The organism is Pseudomonas sp. FP2196, from assembly GCF_030687715.1.
Taxonomy (GTDB): domain Bacteria; phylum Pseudomonadota; class Gammaproteobacteria; order Pseudomonadales; family Pseudomonadaceae; genus Aquipseudomonas.
In genome coordinates this window covers 6,061,553-6,076,731 of the sequence record NZ_CP117445.1, presented here as the reverse complement: position 1 = coordinate 6,076,731, position 15,179 = coordinate 6,061,553, and the positions used below count along the sequence as shown (strand labels likewise).

General features: G+C 57.1%; 14 protein-coding genes. 12 read left to right on the top strand and 2 right to left on the bottom strand.

The genetic code is table 11. From position 1 onward, the window contains the following. The first annotated feature begins 106 nt into the window (after positions 1-106). From PSH79_RS27380 to PSH79_RS27330, 11 genes are all read left to right on the top strand, one after another. On the top strand, positions 107-1,321 hold the full coding sequence (locus tag PSH79_RS27380; RefSeq protein WP_305440502.1) for a lysozyme inhibitor LprI family protein: 1,215 nt from the start codon (positions 107-109) through the stop codon (positions 1,319-1,321). 46 nt (positions 1,322-1,367) lie between these two features. After that, on the top strand, positions 1,368-2,744 hold the full coding sequence (locus PSH79_RS27375) for a lysozyme inhibitor LprI family protein (RefSeq protein WP_305444109.1): 1,377 nt from the start codon (positions 1,368-1,370) through the stop codon (positions 2,742-2,744). Between the two features lie 195 nt (positions 2,745-2,939). Continuing rightward, the gene (locus PSH79_RS27370; protein WP_305440501.1) at positions 2,940-4,334 is read left to right on the top strand and encodes a TIGR01777 family oxidoreductase; all 1,395 of its coding nucleotides are present in this window, start codon (positions 2,940-2,942) and stop codon (positions 4,332-4,334) included. Positions 4,335-4,343: 9 nt separating this feature from the next. Continuing rightward, positions 4,344-6,794, top strand: coding sequence for an alpha/beta fold hydrolase (locus tag PSH79_RS27365; RefSeq protein WP_305440500.1), 2,451 nt, complete (start codon positions 4,344-4,346; stop codon positions 6,792-6,794). 143 nt (positions 6,795-6,937) lie between these two features. Beyond that, positions 6,938-8,197, top strand: a complete 1,260-nt coding sequence (locus PSH79_RS27360) for an IS256 family transposase (RefSeq protein WP_305444001.1) — start codon at positions 6,938-6,940, stop codon at positions 8,195-8,197. A gap of 73 nt (positions 8,198-8,270) precedes the next feature. Then, on the top strand, positions 8,271-8,720 hold the full coding sequence (locus tag PSH79_RS27355; protein ID WP_305440499.1) for a hypothetical protein: 450 nt from the start codon (positions 8,271-8,273) through the stop codon (positions 8,718-8,720). 10 nt (positions 8,721-8,730) lie between these two features. Then, complete coding sequence (locus tag PSH79_RS27350; protein ID WP_305440498.1) at positions 8,731-9,102, top strand: hypothetical protein; 372 nt, start codon at positions 8,731-8,733, stop codon at positions 9,100-9,102. 20 nt (positions 9,103-9,122) lie between these two features. Then, on the top strand, positions 9,123-9,671 hold the full coding sequence (locus PSH79_RS27345) for a hypothetical protein (protein ID WP_305440497.1): 549 nt from the start codon (positions 9,123-9,125) through the stop codon (positions 9,669-9,671). Next, positions 9,658-10,503 carry a type IV pilus biogenesis/stability protein PilW gene (locus tag PSH79_RS27340; protein WP_305440496.1) on the top strand — a complete coding sequence of 282 codons (846 nt, stop codon included), beginning with the start codon at positions 9,658-9,660 and terminating at the stop codon, positions 10,501-10,503. The genes PSH79_RS27345 and PSH79_RS27340 overlap by 14 nt, the downstream gene beginning before the upstream one ends. Beyond that, positions 10,500-11,261 (top strand): lysozyme inhibitor LprI family protein, encoded by a 762-nt coding sequence (locus PSH79_RS27335; RefSeq protein WP_305440495.1) that lies wholly within the window; start codon positions 10,500-10,502, stop codon positions 11,259-11,261. The genes PSH79_RS27340 and PSH79_RS27335 overlap by 4 nt, the downstream gene beginning before the upstream one ends. An 87-nt stretch (positions 11,262-11,348) precedes the next feature. Next, the gene (locus tag PSH79_RS27330) at positions 11,349-12,314 is read left to right on the top strand and encodes a hypothetical protein (RefSeq protein WP_305440493.1); all 966 of its coding nucleotides are present in this window, start codon (positions 11,349-11,351) and stop codon (positions 12,312-12,314) included. A gap of 42 nt (positions 12,315-12,356) precedes the next feature. Here PSH79_RS27330 and PSH79_RS27325 read toward each other — a convergent pair whose 3' ends face one another. After that, complete coding sequence (locus PSH79_RS27325; protein ID WP_305440492.1) at positions 12,357-12,728, bottom strand: DUF6124 family protein; 372 nt, start codon at positions 12,726-12,728, stop codon at positions 12,357-12,359. Positions 12,729-13,246: 518 nt separating this feature from the next. Between PSH79_RS27325 and PSH79_RS27320 the strand changes: the two genes are divergently transcribed. After that, on the top strand, positions 13,247-13,630 hold the full coding sequence (locus tag PSH79_RS27320; RefSeq protein WP_150595957.1) for a helicase: 384 nt from the start codon (positions 13,247-13,249) through the stop codon (positions 13,628-13,630). Between the two features lie 90 nt (positions 13,631-13,720). Here the strand turns inward: PSH79_RS27320 and PSH79_RS27315 are convergent, their stop codons facing one another. Then, the gene (locus tag PSH79_RS27315; protein WP_305440490.1) at positions 13,721-15,121 is read right to left on the bottom strand and encodes an aminoacyl-tRNA deacylase and HDOD domain-containing protein; all 1,401 of its coding nucleotides are present in this window, start codon (positions 15,119-15,121) and stop codon (positions 13,721-13,723) included. Positions 15,122-15,179: the final 58 nt, after the last annotated feature.

The following is a 15,179-nucleotide window of genomic DNA, read 5'->3' as shown; positions in this document are numbered from 1 at the left end:
GGGAAATGGTGTTCTTGATCTGATGGTTCCTGACGCGGATGCATTGTTGAACTCTGTATATCGGAGAGGGTAAAGGGCGGGTAAAGGGGACGGATTTATTTATCCGATGGTTTTATCGTTGAGACAAAATAAATCTGTCCCCTTTGTTCGCCTTTGTTCAGATGGTGGAAAAATTTATTTTATGACTGATTCAATGAAGAATTTATATTCGCTCCCCTGCTTTTTATCGTTAACCTTTTTGCTATTCAGTTCTGCCGCATTTTCTGCGAGTTTCGACTGTCGCAAAGCTTCGACGGAAGTAGAAAGGAAAATTTGTAGTTCTCCTTCTTTGTCCGCAATGGACGAAAAGCTCAGTGAGGTCTTAAAACCGATAAAAAATCGGCGAGCTTTACAAATAATCGAAAGTGATTGGCTTGAGTCAGAGCGTAATTCTTGTGAGTCAGTGGAGTGCTTAGAGGACTCTTATGTTCAGCAGATACGCTTTCTGTCGCCGGTTCCTATTGCGCCTAGGCCAACTCAGAAAGATATTAAATTAATGTTGGGTGATAAGCCGTACACACAGTTTGAACGCTCATGGAAGGTCGTTGATTTAGCATGGCTTCCCAATGAAAAAGGGGCTGTCGAACGATTTTTGATCTCAGCTGAAACAATTTCAGGCATGTTGCATGTCATCGTGTTTGAAGGGCATTTTGATGCGGCGATGATTGCGTACCGGGGTAATCTATATGAATACGTTGATCGCAACGACAAGCCGGTATTGCACACGATTGCGAAAGATATCGGTTTTGATGGTGCTTTGAGTTTGGGTTCAAACGACGAAGGGAAAAGATTCGCGGGAATTTTGGATGGGGCGTTTTACTATCGACAGCAGCTCTCTAAGAATCAGCTGCGGGGGATGGTTTATAAGCTCGGTTCAAAATCTCCGCCATTGGAAAGCAGTTTGCTGTTCCAGCAGTGGCCAAATACTGATGAAAATGCTGTTAGTGGTTTGACATTCGGTTGGGGTGGTGAGTATGGAAAATTGCAAGCGTACTACTCGCACACCTCAGGGTATGAAACGATAGCGCAGGCTGGTCGGCCCGAGCCCGGTTGGAATATATATGCTCCGATTTGGAGCAAGTCACGGCCGACGTTTTATTTCAAGAATGGTGATGAAACTATTTGGCGTGCCAATGTTGCGGATAAGACGTTAACAAAAATTGCGAAGGCTAGCGATGAAGGAATGATCCAGAATCCTACTCCTGTCGATATTAATGGGCGCGAAGCGGTCGTTTATCTGAATGGATCTACTCTGGAAATGGCTATCTCTCTTGAAGAATAAGCACGACTTAAAAATACACTTTCGCAAAATATTGTTGGAATTTGCCTTGAGTAAATATCTTATTCCGGTGCTGCCCGCCGTGTTGATTGGTGGTTTATCTCTGTTGGGGGGACATGCATTTGCTGACGATGCATGTGCCGAGATCACTACGAACTCTCAGAGTGAAAGATGCTCTGTGAGTGCCAAGGCTGCAGCAGATACGCAGTTGAATACCAGTTATCAAGAACTGATGGTTCGGCTCGAGGGTGGGTATCAAACCGATCCAGTTCTTGCGGCGAGCCAAAAGGCAACGGTTCAGGAGGCTCAGCGCGCCTGGATCAAACTGCGCGATACCGATTGCCAGGTCGATGCGTTGGAGACGAAACCGGGCTCTTCGGCGCATGTGGCAGCGGTGAACAATTGCATCGCCAGCATGAGTCGTGATCGGTCAGCGTTTCTGGACAATATCGCGTCTGATACCGGGAGTGGCCCGACAATTGGACGTGGCTCGTGCCCTACGCAAGACTTTGCACAGTTTCTTCCAGCATTCTCCGCTAATGTCGAATCGCAGAAGCGACTAACTGCGCAGGCCGTGAAGCTGCTGGTATTAAAGGGGACGTCGGATATAGGGCGGATTGTGACTTACGTTACTGCGGAGGTGGGACGCGATATGGCGTTTCCCTTAATGGTGGCTGTGCCCGATGGGAAAGTGGAAGGAATAGAGATCGAGAAGGTGGATGACCGCCACGTTAACGTTGTGGATAAACGCGCCGGCAACAGCAATATCAAGATTTTCAACTTTTCTCGGAAGTCCTGCTGGACGCTTGATGGGGTTGAGGACTGGTCGATTCCTGAAAAAGAGCTTTCTGTAGCCAGCACGCGGAAAATGAGTCGTGCAGAGAATTTCTGTTGGCAGCGCGGACAAGGATTTGCTGGCTTGGGCGGCCTTGAGCAATACCGGCTGACAGGAGAACTTTTTGAGGCGACTTTGGAAAATTACCTGTGCGCGGCCGCTTCAGGCGATCCTATATCTAGTTCGGCTGCGGCTGGGCTGAGTCTGTCGGGTATGGCCCCGCAATTGGAATACGGCAAAGTTGAGGCTCTTTTCAAAGCAGCAGCCGTTGATTCACCAAGCGGTGCTGAGTCGTTGGCTGGCTTCTATTGTTTTGGCAATGAATTGGCCAGTTCAGGACCCTGCCAGCGCCCGCTGGACGTTGAAAAAGAGTTGATTCGTGCTACCACCATGGGATCAACGCACGCATTCGTTTCGTTAGGCGATTATTGGAAAAGCGGCGATCTAGGAAAGAAAGATACTCCTCGCGCCTTGGCCTGTTATCAGCTTGCTGCCGACAAAGGTAACGACTCGGGCATCAATGCGATTAAGCGACTTCAGTCCGAAGTGGCCGAACCGATAGTGGCCAGCAGCTGCTTTTGGTGCGGTTAAGTGAAGAAGGGCGTTTACAGCGCCCGACGCCTTTTCACCTCGATGTGATCAAACGCGTTCCGCCACCATGGCTAACGCGTTTTCATATGCGCTGAGCCAGAATCCGCAGCGCTTGAACGTTTAATACTTGAGCATCTGACGACCGCGATTTTCCTTTAAACTCCCCACCCCCAAGGAATGCGCTCAGGACACGGAATGCCAGCTCCCTCGACCTCGCTTCGCCCCGCGCTAGTGCTGTGGCTATACGCCGCCGCGATCGTGCACATACTCGCCGGTCTCACCCTGACCTGGGCCGGGCATTCCGGTTTACTCGACGGCTATCTGCAAGTTCTCGAACTGGCATTCTGGGGCGCCGACGCAGTACCCGCCGCCGGCCACGAACAACAGGTCTGGTGGCTCGCACTCTTCGGCGCGACGCTGCAAAGTTATTCGCTGTACATGCTCGCGCTGGTGCACATCGGCAATCGATCGAAAGCGCCGATGGTGTGGGGCTGGTTGATTGCCGGCATCCTGTTATGGGCGCCGCAGGACATGTGGCTCTCAGCGCAACAACAGGTCTGGTCGCACCTGTGGCTCGACGGTTTTGCGCTTTTGCTGCTGTTGCCGCCGCTGGTCTGGCTGTATCGGCATGACCGTCGAAAATCCCCTCGAGTAAAGACTCAGAGCACGTCCAACCCGTTTGCCGGCAGCGCCCACAAGCGTGTGCTGATCACCGGCGGTACCGGGTTTATTGGTGAAGCCGTGATCAACCAATTACTCGACGCCGGCCACACCGTGAGTGTGCTGGCACGTGATCCATTAAAAGCAGCCAATCTGTTCGACGGGCGCGTTCGCAGCGTGCAGTCCCTGAGCGAACTCAGCCACGACGAAGCCTTCGACGTAATCATCAATCTCGCCGGCGCACCCGTCGCCGGCCCGCGCTGGACTCCCAAGCGTCAGACGCAACTGCTCGCCAGCCGAGTCGGCACCACCGAAGCGCTGATGACCTGGCTGAAGAACACCAAGCACAAACCAGCCCTGTGGATTCAAGCCTCGGCCATCGGTTTCTACGGCGTGCGCGATGCCAGCGAAAACCTCGACGAACACGCCAGCAAGGGCGACGGCTTCATGGCCGAACTCTGCGCGCGTTGGGAAGCCGCCGCGCAACCGGCTACGGAATTTGGCGTGCGTCAGGTGGTGCTGCGCCTCGGCGTGGTCTTCGGCCCGGGCGGTGCGTTGACGCCGTTGCTGATTCCGTTTCGCCTGGGCTTCGGCGGGCGCATGGGCGATGGTCGGCAGATCATGAGCTGGGTGCATCGCGACGATGTGCTTCAGGTGATCGCGCGGGCTTTCAACGACGACAGTCTGTGCGGCACCTACAACATGGTCGCGCCCGAAACGGTCAGTCAGGCCGCGTTCGCCGCCCATGTCGGCAAAGTCCTCAAGCGTCCGGTGTGGTTCCACATTCCCGCCGCGCCAGTACGTGCATTGGCCGGGGAGATGGCGGAGTTGTTCTTCGACGGTCAGCGCGTGGTGCCGCAGCGTTTGACCGAGGCCGGCTACACATTCCGTTATCCCACCCTCGACGCCGCTCTGCGCGATCTGACCTGAGGATCGTCCATGAGCAAGCCCTTGATTTACCTGCTGGCCGGCAACGGCAGCGCCGCCGATTGGTGGGATGACGCGCTGCCGCACTTCCAGCGCTACGACGTGGTGCCGCTGGAGTTGCCGGGGTTCGGCGCCAATCCGCAGCCACCCTGCGAGGATCTGGCGGACTACGCGCAGACGTTGCTGGCGATGACGCAGCAGGGCAGCGCGATCATGGCAGTCGGGGTCAATGCGTTGTTGGTGCTGCACGCGTTGCAGCGTCGGCCCGGACATTTTTCCCGCAGCGTTTTGCTGGCGCCGGTCGGGGCGTTTTTGTGGCAACGTCGGCTGCCGGCGTTGATGTCGCCGCTGCCGATCCGCAAGACCATTCACTGGCTGCTGTCGAACAAACCCACGCTGTTCGCGCGCAAGTTTTCCACCCAGACCTGGACGCCCCCGCAGTACCAGCGCATGGGCGCCGGTTATGCGCGCTGCCGTGCGTTCGTGCCGCATTGGGATCTGATTCGCGCCGACACCGCGTTGCCGCTGCTGGAGTGGATCAGCGATCCGGTCGAGTTGGTTTGGGGCGATCAGGACGCCGTACTCGGCATCGAGCAAGCGGCGGCATGGTCGGCGATTCTTGCCCGCGCCGATCTGACCATCAGCCTCAAACCCGGTTGGGGTCATTACCCGTGGATCGACTCGCCCGCGCAGTTCGCGCAGTGGCTGGAGTCGGGCGAGCGCGGGTTTGTCGCGCACACCAAGGGCGGGCGTTTGCGCCTGGCTGAGCTGGCGCGGCAACCGGTGCCGGCGGCACTGACGCTCAACGATTGCGCTGATCCGCGTCTGCCTGCGTTTCTCGCCGCCCAACCCGATGTGACCTGGGCGGTGCGCTCCTCCAGTTATGGCGAGGATCAGGCCGATTCGGCGAATGCCGGTTTGAGCACAACCTATCTGCGCGAGCCGCCCGCCAATGTGCCGAAACGCATCGCCGAATTGACTGCTGAAGGCGTCGAGGAAGTGGTGGTGCAGCGCTTCATCACCCCGGTAGTGTCCGGGATTGCCTTCGTGCGCCATCTTTCGGTAGAACTCGAATGGGTTGAAGGCCATCTCGAATCGCTGGCCGACGGTCACGTCAGCCCTTCGCGGGCAACGCTTTCGCGGGTTGGCGATGCCTGGCGCAGCGGCGCGTTCACGCCATCCCACGGCTTGACCGAAGAGCGGCTATGGCAATTTCTGCAAGACGTGTTGCGGGTGTTCCACTACGTGCCCGGCGACGTCGAATGGGCCTGGGACGGCTCACAACTGTGGCTGCTGCAATACCGGCCGATCAGCGATTACGGCTGGCGCCGGCACCTCACCGCCGCGAATATCGCCGAGATCCTGCCGCCGCAACCGAGCGTTTTTGTCGAGTACGCTCAGCGCCGCGCGGCAGCGAGTATTCCGGCGATCATGGCGCGGTGGGATGCGCGAGTGTTGCAGGACAACGAGCCGTTCACTGCCGTGTTCGGCGGCGCGTCCTATATCAACAATGATCTGTTCCTCGCCCGACTCGCCGACTGGGGCATCAGCGCCGATAACTACGCTGGTGAAGTCGGCGGCGCGACCCCGCATCTGCCGTGGCAGCCACTGAAGATGCTGCGCTCGTTGCCGCTGTTTTTGCGTATGCAACGCAAAGCTCGCGGGCATTTGCTGAACCTTGAAAGCGGCTTACACCGGTTCGACCGGGAGCTGGCCGAACTCGTTGGCCAAGCTGCCGATGGTCAGCAATTGGCGGACTGGTTCACCCGGTTTTACGTGTTCGTGGTGCAAGGCAATCTGTGCATCGCCACGGCGCTGGCCAGCAGTGGCGGCGACTGGCTGGGCCGCCCGCCGACCGCGTACGACAACCTCGAAAACAGCCCGCATCGATTGCCGTGGGAAACCGATCCCGCTACGCCTCGACCCGCGTCGAGTGAGCTGCCATTACAACCATTCCCGCAATGGTCAGGGCTGATCCGCCTCGCCCATTCGAGCGGCCTGCCGGGCCTACGCGGTTATTACCTGCAAGTGCGCGAGTGGTACCGCGACAACCTCATGCGCATCTTCTTCCGCCTGCACCACGCCATGCCGCTGGCGGATCGCGAGCACTGGTTCGCGCCGCATCCGGACATTCGAAGCCGCGACGGCAGCTTCTGGCAGGACGGTCGCGAAGGTGCGGAGTTGGCGACCGGGTTCATGATTTATCCGGGGCAGGTGCTGGGTGTTCTCGGGGAGGACATTTTGCTGGAGGACACGCTCGATCCGGGGCGTCACGCACACTATCAAGCCGCGCGGGCGGTGATTGCGCGAATGGGTGGGCGGTTGTCCCATGGCTCGACTTTGCTGCGTGAGTTGCGCAAGCCGTCGGCGGTGATGCCGCAGGTTGATCCGGCGTGGGTGGGGTGTGAGGTGGTGTATCGGGATGGTGAGTTGAGTCTGGTCAATCCGGGTAACAAGGGATGAGCCGGGGACCGTCGGTTTTAGGTCTTCCATTAAGGAGTTACTAGATGAAAGGATTTTCGGCTCATCTCGGCAGCTTGATATTGGCCGCCACGGGAGTGTCATTAATTTTGTGTTCGGGCATAACATGCTGCAGAGGTGCATGTATGCCAACCAAAAAGAAACCGGCCCGTGAGGCCAAGCGTGACCTTCCGTCCATTCCAAAAGAGCTGATCGACCAGTTCCTCAGTGAGTCGATGAGTGCCGAAGCTATTCAGGATGCTGCGATGGCGTTCAAAAAGGCGCTTATCGAACGTGCCCTTGGTGCCGAGTTAGGACTTCATCTTGGCTATCCTCAGGGCGCGGAGCGCCCTGAGGATTCGAGTAACCAGCGTAACGGCAAGAGCGGAAAAACCGTGCTGACCGATGACGGCCCGTTGCGCCTGGATATTCCCAGAGACCGCGACGGCAGTTTTTCTCCGATTTTGATCCCCAAACATGAGCGCCGTTTTACCGGCTTTGATGACAAGATCATTGCCATGTATGCCCGCGGCATGAGCGTTCGCGAGATTCGTGCCTTTCTCTCGGAGCAGTACGCAACAGACGTCTCCCATGACTTCATCAGCACCGTTACCGACGCTGTTCTGGAGGAAGTCAGTACGTGGCAGCAACGGCCACTCGAACCTATGTACCCGGTCATTTTCTTCGATGCGCTGCGGGTTAAAATCCGTGATGAAGGCGTGGTTCGCAACAAGGCGATTTACCTGGCTCTGGGCGTACTACCGGACGGCACTCGAGATATTCTGGGCATCTGGATTGAGAACACAGAGGGCGCCAAATTCTGGATGAAAGTCTTCAATGACCTCAAAACCCGGGGGGTCGAAGATGTCCTGATCGCGGTAACGGACGGTCTCAAAGGCATGCCTGAAGCCTTGAGTGCAGTGTTCCCTCAGACGGCGTTGCAGACATGCATCGTGCACCTGATCCGCAACAGCCTTGATTACGCAGCATGGGACAAGCGTCGTGAGCTGGCCAAGGCCCTGAAACCGATTTATCAAGCACTCAACGCTGACGTCGCCGAGCAAGCTCTGGATGCCTTCGAATCGGGCCCTTGGGGCAAGCAATATCCAACGGTGGTTGCAGCCTGGCGACGCGCCTGGGATCGAGTCATCCCGTTCTTTGTGTTCCCGCCAGCCATACGAAAGGTGATCTACACCACCAATGCCATCGAGAGTATCAACTCGCAGCTGCGCAAGATCATCAAGACAAGAGGCCACTTTCCAACCGATGAAGCCGCGACAAAACTGATCTGGCTGGCACTGCAAAACATCACCGCCAACTGGGGCAGTGCAGCCCATGACTGGAAAAACGCTATGAATCAGTTTGCGGTTTTGTACGGAGATCGATTCATCAGGTCAAACTGGTGAAATGAAGGCCTGCCTAACGGCAGGCCATTACCAGCCCGCACACAAAAAATCTGACACTCTCGCCGCCACATCCATGGCATTCGCCGCCGACCCCGACTTCAAGGATTACCCCGTCACACCAGTGTTCACCGGCACCCACCATGCACTGGTGCCGCAGGAAAACAGCAATCCGGTGATGGACAGTGCGCGATCAAAAGCCTTGAAAGGCAAGGTCAACTTCGCCGGCCATTACATCCTCAACCCATTGGGTTGTGGCGGCGGTGCCATCTGCGCCGAAGTGCTCGATGCACAAACCGGTGAAGTCGCTGGCGGGCTGCCGAATGCCTACGACGGCAGCACGTTCGCCATGCTCTACCAACCCGACAGCCGCTTGATCCTTATTTCCGGTATCACCCTCGACGGCGAAGAAGACGCTCAGGGGAATTCGCTGGAAAGCGTCAACCGGGATCGCTACTACGAGTTTGTGAACAACGAATTTCGATTGCTGACGATGACCGAGGCGGAATCGCCGCTGCTTGATTAAGGATGATGGGATGAACCGTTTTTTCATTCGGCCCGTGCTGAGTGTGCTTCTGCTTTTGCCTTACGCAATGCCGGCGATTGCCAGTGAAGGGAGTTGCTACGGCTACCTCGCTGAACTGGTCAGGAGCAGCGATTTCCCGTTTCTGTATGTCGGCAAGGACAAGGTCAATTTGCTGATCGACGACGATGATGGTGAAACCGTACGAGCCCAGCTGTTCTTCGACACCGATGGCACCGGCACCATTGGCTGGATCAAATACATCCCGGCGACGCACGTGTTGCTCAACACCTCGGCGGAACTGGACGAGCCGGTGGCGTTGTCCTTCGACGCCAGGTTCGCCGATGGCTACGCAAAATGCCTGACGGAACAACAGGCCGGTTAGGCGACGAAAGGGAATTCCCGATGAATCAGTTCTATCTCGCGGGCAGCCTGTCGTTGCTGCTCTCTGCGCCGGCGTTCGCTGCGCCGGCGGATGCCTTTACCCAGCGCGATGTCATGCAATGCGGCGGGGTTGAAGTGGTGTTGGTGTCGTCCTGCCGTTCGGTGACGGTGGATGACGCAGAAACCCACCTCATCCCGGTCTGCTCCGACCAGACCATCAACATCGGCGGCAAAGTGCTTCGGCGTAATGTCGGCAAGGTTTCGCAACTCACCTCGGACGGGGTGAAGACGAAGATGCTGAGCAACGTGGTGGTGGCAATGGATTGTGTGACAGGTAGCAAGGGCAGCCTTGTTTCAATCGGTGGTTACGGCGGTTGCGGTGCCTGCCCGGAGTGGCGCGGGTATTACTCGACGGCGGGGCGACTGGAGCAATATAGCTTCGATAACACCCAGCGCTCGTTTGGTTCGAAGGGCTCCCGGGAAGCGCTGATGGAGGCCTATGGCGTTACCAAAAGGCAGCTGCAATCGGAAAGCCCAGCAGTGAAAAGGATTGAATATGGCCAGCCTTAAGTGGGTGTTGATGTTCGGCAGCTTGGTTGCCGCCAGCGCCTTTGCCGAAGAGCCGCCAATCGTCGGTATCGACGGGCACACCGTGACGTTACAGGCAAAAAAGTGGACGTCACCTGTGGTGGAGTCTGCCACTGCCTGGTTCTCGGCGAATGGAAAGACATTTCCGCTCTTCCATGCCGATATTGGTACTCAGGCCTATCCCGAATGGCTTAGCCCCGATAAGAAAACCTTGTTGGCGACCCCGGTGGAATACGGCGTAGTCATAGGTGAGAACGGGGAGGAAATAGCGACATCACAGGGGCATTGCGCTGTGATCTCGATGGAAACCGGTTGCGTGTTGGCTGAGAGTTACGAAAGGTTTTGTGAGGGTAAATGGGTAGGCAATCAGTGGGTTTCCGAAGAGGGCGGGGTGCTCAACCCTGCCTTGGAAACCAAGCCTCCCAAGGAACTGCTGAAACATGTCTTGAACCTCGAAACGGCGCAGTCCCGCGCCGAATCCCTTGAGTGGAGCATGAGTTTTTTAAGCCCGGAGTCCTACATGGCGTGTCATCCCCCCGCGCAAAATGTTCAAGCCTACAACGACTTGGGTTTTTACCTGGCCGAGGGCGGTAAAGATGAGCTGGCGATGAAGTTTTATCGCGGCGTCGAAGCGGTCGGCAAGCGCACGGTGTTGATGTTGAACATGGCGGATTCCCTGTGGCGACTTGATCGAAGAGAGGAAGCGCAGCGCTATTACCGCGAGTACGGCGAAGCGATGACTGCCGCTGGCAAGGCACAGAAAATTCCGCAACGCGTCGTTGAGCGATCAAAGTTTCAGGGAATGAAAAAATGAACAGGTTTGCCCGCTTTATCGTGTTGGCCTTTGGGCTGATGTCCACTTCAATTGCGTTCGCTGAGGATACTTGCAAGGTCATTACCGTAAGTTGGCAATACCTGGAATGCGTTGAAGCCGACCGTAAAGCGGCCGACGCAAAACTGAATGCCAGCTACAAAAAACTGATAGCGCGTTTCGCGTCTCAGCGAGAGGAAGACCCTGCACAAGCTGAGGCGTTTATGGCAATCGCCAAAGATTCACAACGTGCCTGGCTCAAGTTGCGCGACACCACATGCTTGCTGGAGGCCACAGAAGTACAACCCGGCTCACAGGCGCAGTCCTTGATGATCAGTCTGTGTGTGGCACGGATAAGTCTGGAGCGTGCCGGTTATCTGGACGCGATCGCATCCGATCGACCGAGTGATGTGATCAATATCAGTCAAGTGTCTGAATCCGCCTCTCGACGCTTCGGCGATGTCGTGGCTCGCTACGTCAGTACCTTCGGCAATCCTTGCCTGACTGTTCAGATTCTCGCGCCCGACGGCAACTGGAGAGTGCTGTCGTCCAGGCAGTTTTGCACTTTCGATGGCAAGAGATTCTGGAGCGACTATGCCGACGCAGGTTTTGAGGATCACGCGTTTGCCGAGGACGGACTACATCTAATGCTTAGCCTGACGGAACTTCGTGGGCCCGGAGAGAAACGTCGCGCCTGTGTGATACCGATTCAGCACGCGCAAATCCAAGAGCTGAAATGCGGCGCGCCTGAATCATCGTGATGCCCTCGCGCTAGTTATTGAAGATTGATCAATTCGTCGATCAACAAGGAAGTAATGGAAGTGACCAGGTTTTCAAGTTGTGTGTGCATGCTCGCATCGATCATCGGTCTTACCGCGCAAACGGCAACCGCTGATGACCTGCAAACCATCAAGCAAATGCATCCGCCGGTGGTGGCATCGGTGGGCGAGCAGAAGATCACCGTGTTGTTCTTGAAGAACACGCTCAAAGGTCAGACGTCAGGTGGCTACGTTCCCGGTGGTGAGGTTTTTTACACGACAATGAGTGCCACGAAGCCAGAACTCTCGTTTGTGGCGCCGCTCGTGGGTGATGAAGTCGCATCGGTGTTTTTCTTCGAACGAAAATTCCCTGAGCAAGCGGGGAAGTCCCTGTACGTGCTCATGAGGCAAAAAGAGTCAAACGGTGGGTTCGAAGGCTATACCTATTGGACGCTGGAGTTGCCACTCATCAAGCAGGGCGAGCAGTTGTCGTTGCGTTTTTTCCGTGGTGATCCGCCAGACCCTGAATTGCAGGATTGCCGAGACGGCCGAGACCTTGAAAACGGCGTCGATGTTGTGTGTGCGTACAAGGATGCGGCGAGTATCAAAAAGCGCCTGGCAGACCTCGATGCAAAGATCATTGCCGATTCAAAGCTTCAACAGGATCTGCGCCAGAAGTCGCCCAAAACTAACGGCGACGTGACCAGTGTCGCTTGCCCCTCGCCCGACTTTTCAGCGTTCCTCGTAGCCTTCTCCGAGCGCGCCGATGTGCAGAAATCCTTCGTCCAACAGCCGCTGAAAATGGTCACGACTGTGGCCGGTTATCCTGAGCCTGAGATGGAAAAGCGCAGCCTGAGCGGAGAGGAACTCAAGTTTCCAATCATCCCGGATCAGGCCAAGCGAGAAGTCCAAGGCCTGACATTGACCGTCAAGGAAGAGCAAGGAGATCGCGCCGTCGCCATCCTGCAGAAACCGGATACCGACTATGTCTTCGAATATCGGTTTGTCCGGGGGCAATGCTGGCGGTTGGAAGAAGTGATGGATTATTCGCTCTAGAAAAGGGGACTTAACGTCCCCTTTTTTCATCCGCAAACCGCGTTACGGCTTGGCCGGCGTATTCCGCACTTCAATGTGATCAAGCATCCCTTCGACCATCAACCGCACGCCGTCCGCCATTCTGCTCAGGGCCAGCGCGACCGAGCGGCGGGAGCCGTGGAGGTCGTCAGCCAGATCGCAGGCGATGACGCTGATAGACAGCAGGTCTTCCGAGGCGTTGGCCATGAGGGCTTCGGCGTCGGTGCCGGGGGAGAGGCTGAAGAGGCCGGTTTCGCGTTTGGGGCGTGGTTCGACGGCGGGTTTGAAATGGTGGTCGAGGGCGCGCTCGGCGGCTTCGTGGAATTTCTTTGAATCCAGAGATTCGTAGGGCGAAATATCTGGGTTTTCTGGTGGGTTGGGTGTTGGTTTGATCATTCGGTCTTACTCCAGTTTTAGGAGCCGACACCGTTTCGCTCGCACTTCGAAAGTGGTGGCAGCTGTGCATAGGTGTGCAAGACCGGTGGAGTAACCCGGCAGACCCGAAGGTCTCCCATACACAGCAGCCATAACGATCCGCGAGCATAGGAAAACGCTCGGCGAATTGCCATAACCAATGTGTACTCCAACCGAACTTGCACGTCCGTATCGCCGATCTGCGGCGACACACAGAGCCTATCCACATCGCCCCAGCTCGCCTAGTTCATGGACAGCCCGGCGCTTTGCGGGAAATTTCCCATAGATTTGCAGGGCGGAAGATCAAAAGATCGCAGGCTTCGCCAGCTCCTACAGGGATTTGTTTCAACAGGTGTAGGACGTTGCTCGCAGAATCGTGACTTGGCAGTCATCGTGCGGGAAATGGCCTGCATCCTCCACCAACAGAGCTGGATAGTGGCGTTATCGTCCGAATCCCTTACACTGCCCCGGCCGTTCATTTTCCTTTTGAGGCTGTGCGCATGAAATTTCGTTTTCTTCTGTGGATGATGGGTTTGTTGATGGGTAAGGCCAGCCGGACAAATCCCGCGTTCCAGCAGCAGTTGGGTGACAAGGATCTGGTGTTTCAGATGCAGACGCTGGACGGGAAGGTGGCACGGCATTTCGTGGTCAAGGATCAACGCATCACCAGCAAGTCTGGGGTGGTGGCGGAGCCGGCGTTTGCGATTGCGTTTAAAGATGCGGGTTATGGCTTTGCCACGATGCAGGCGAAGAACAAGCAGTTGGCGTTTATGCAGGGGATTCAGGACAAGTCGATCCAGATCAAGGGCAATCCGGCGCTGGTGATGTGGTTTCAGGGGTTGATGAAGTATTTGAAGCCGAGGAAGGCTAAGCCTAAGGCTTGATGCGGGCAGTTGGACCGAGGTGGATTCATCGCGAGCAGGCTCGCTCCTACAGGGATTGTGTAAAACCTGAGGGAGCGGGCCTGTTTGCGTTTAGGCCTGGCTGAACTGCGAAGCCAGTTCGCGCAACAACACTTCGGCTTCGAGGACTTTGCTGACGACGTCGTTGGCTTTTTCGCGGGTCAGGCCGACGCGTTCGAGCAGGGCGTCGGGGATGTCTTCATCGGGGCCCGAGCCGATGCCGCGGCTACGCAGCAGGCGCACGGCCAGGCAGACGAGGTTCGGGTATTCGGCGTAGGCGCCGTCGTAGCTTGGGTCGTGCTGGAAGCGCAGGGCGGTGGCCAACTCATCCGGCATGTCCCAGTAGCGCATCAGCCACGAGCCGATCTGTTCGCGGCTGATCCCCAGCAGGTGTTGCTCGATGTAGCTGTGGCACAGGTGTGGGTTGACCTCCAGGTGGCGGCAGATCAGCGAGAAGTGCGGCGGGAACACGTGGGCCAGCAGTAGGTAGCCGAAGTTGTGCAGCAGGCCGGCCAGATACGTCAGGCCGGCTTCCGGGCGCTGGGCGCGCGGCATGGCGCGGGTCAGGCCTTCGATGACGGCGGCGGTGTAGATCGATTGCTGCCAGTACGGCGTGGTTTGTTGCGGATGGTCTTTCGGCAGGCTCAGGGTTTTGCCGAGGGCCAGACCGAGCGCGAGGTTGATCACCAGATCGAAACCGAGCACGCGGACGATCGCGTCTTCCACTGAACGAATCTTGCCCGGCGAAGCGTAGTACGGCGACGCCGCCCAGCTCACCACTTGCGCAGCCAGCGCCGGGTCGGTTTCGACCACGCCGGTGATGTCGTCGATGGTGGCGTTAGGATCGACGCGCAGTTTGATGATTTTTTGCGCAGTCTCGGCCAGCGGCGGAATCTCGATGGTCGCTTCCAGACGCTGCTGAATGCGCCGCGCGGTGAACGCCTGCACGGCCTGGGTGATTTCCTCGCGGTCATCGTCCGGGCGGTCGAGGTTCGGGCGGATGCTGCTCAGGGCTTCGCCGAAGTTGGCGGCGCTGGCCTTGGTCAGCATGGTCTTGAAGTCTTCGCTGGCAATTTCCAGCAGCAGGCCCGGCTCACCGGAGTTGATCAGCAGCTTCGGTTCGCGCAGCAGGCTTTCTTCGTAGAGGCACGGCGAACTGGTCAGCGCCGGCAGGCCCGGCAACAGGCTGAGGCTGTGTTTGCCGAGCATTTTTTCCAGACGCTCGGTCGAGACGGCGGTCAGGCGACGGCCAGTCAATTCGGCGAGGCGGTTGAGATCCAGCAACTGGCTCTGTGGGAACAGCACCATCAACGCACCGACCGCGTCGTCCAGCAACACGGCTTGCACTTTGCGCGAAGCATTGAGGCCATGGTGGTCGAGCACTTCTTCGTAGGCAACGCCCAGCTTGTTGAGCAGCAGCCGAATAACAGACGGAGCGTGCGGAGATTCGGAGGCGAGAGCAGCTTCGGTCATGGTCTGTATCCGTTTTTGAAACAATTGCAGGAGTATAACCAGCTTGGTTGGAACGAGG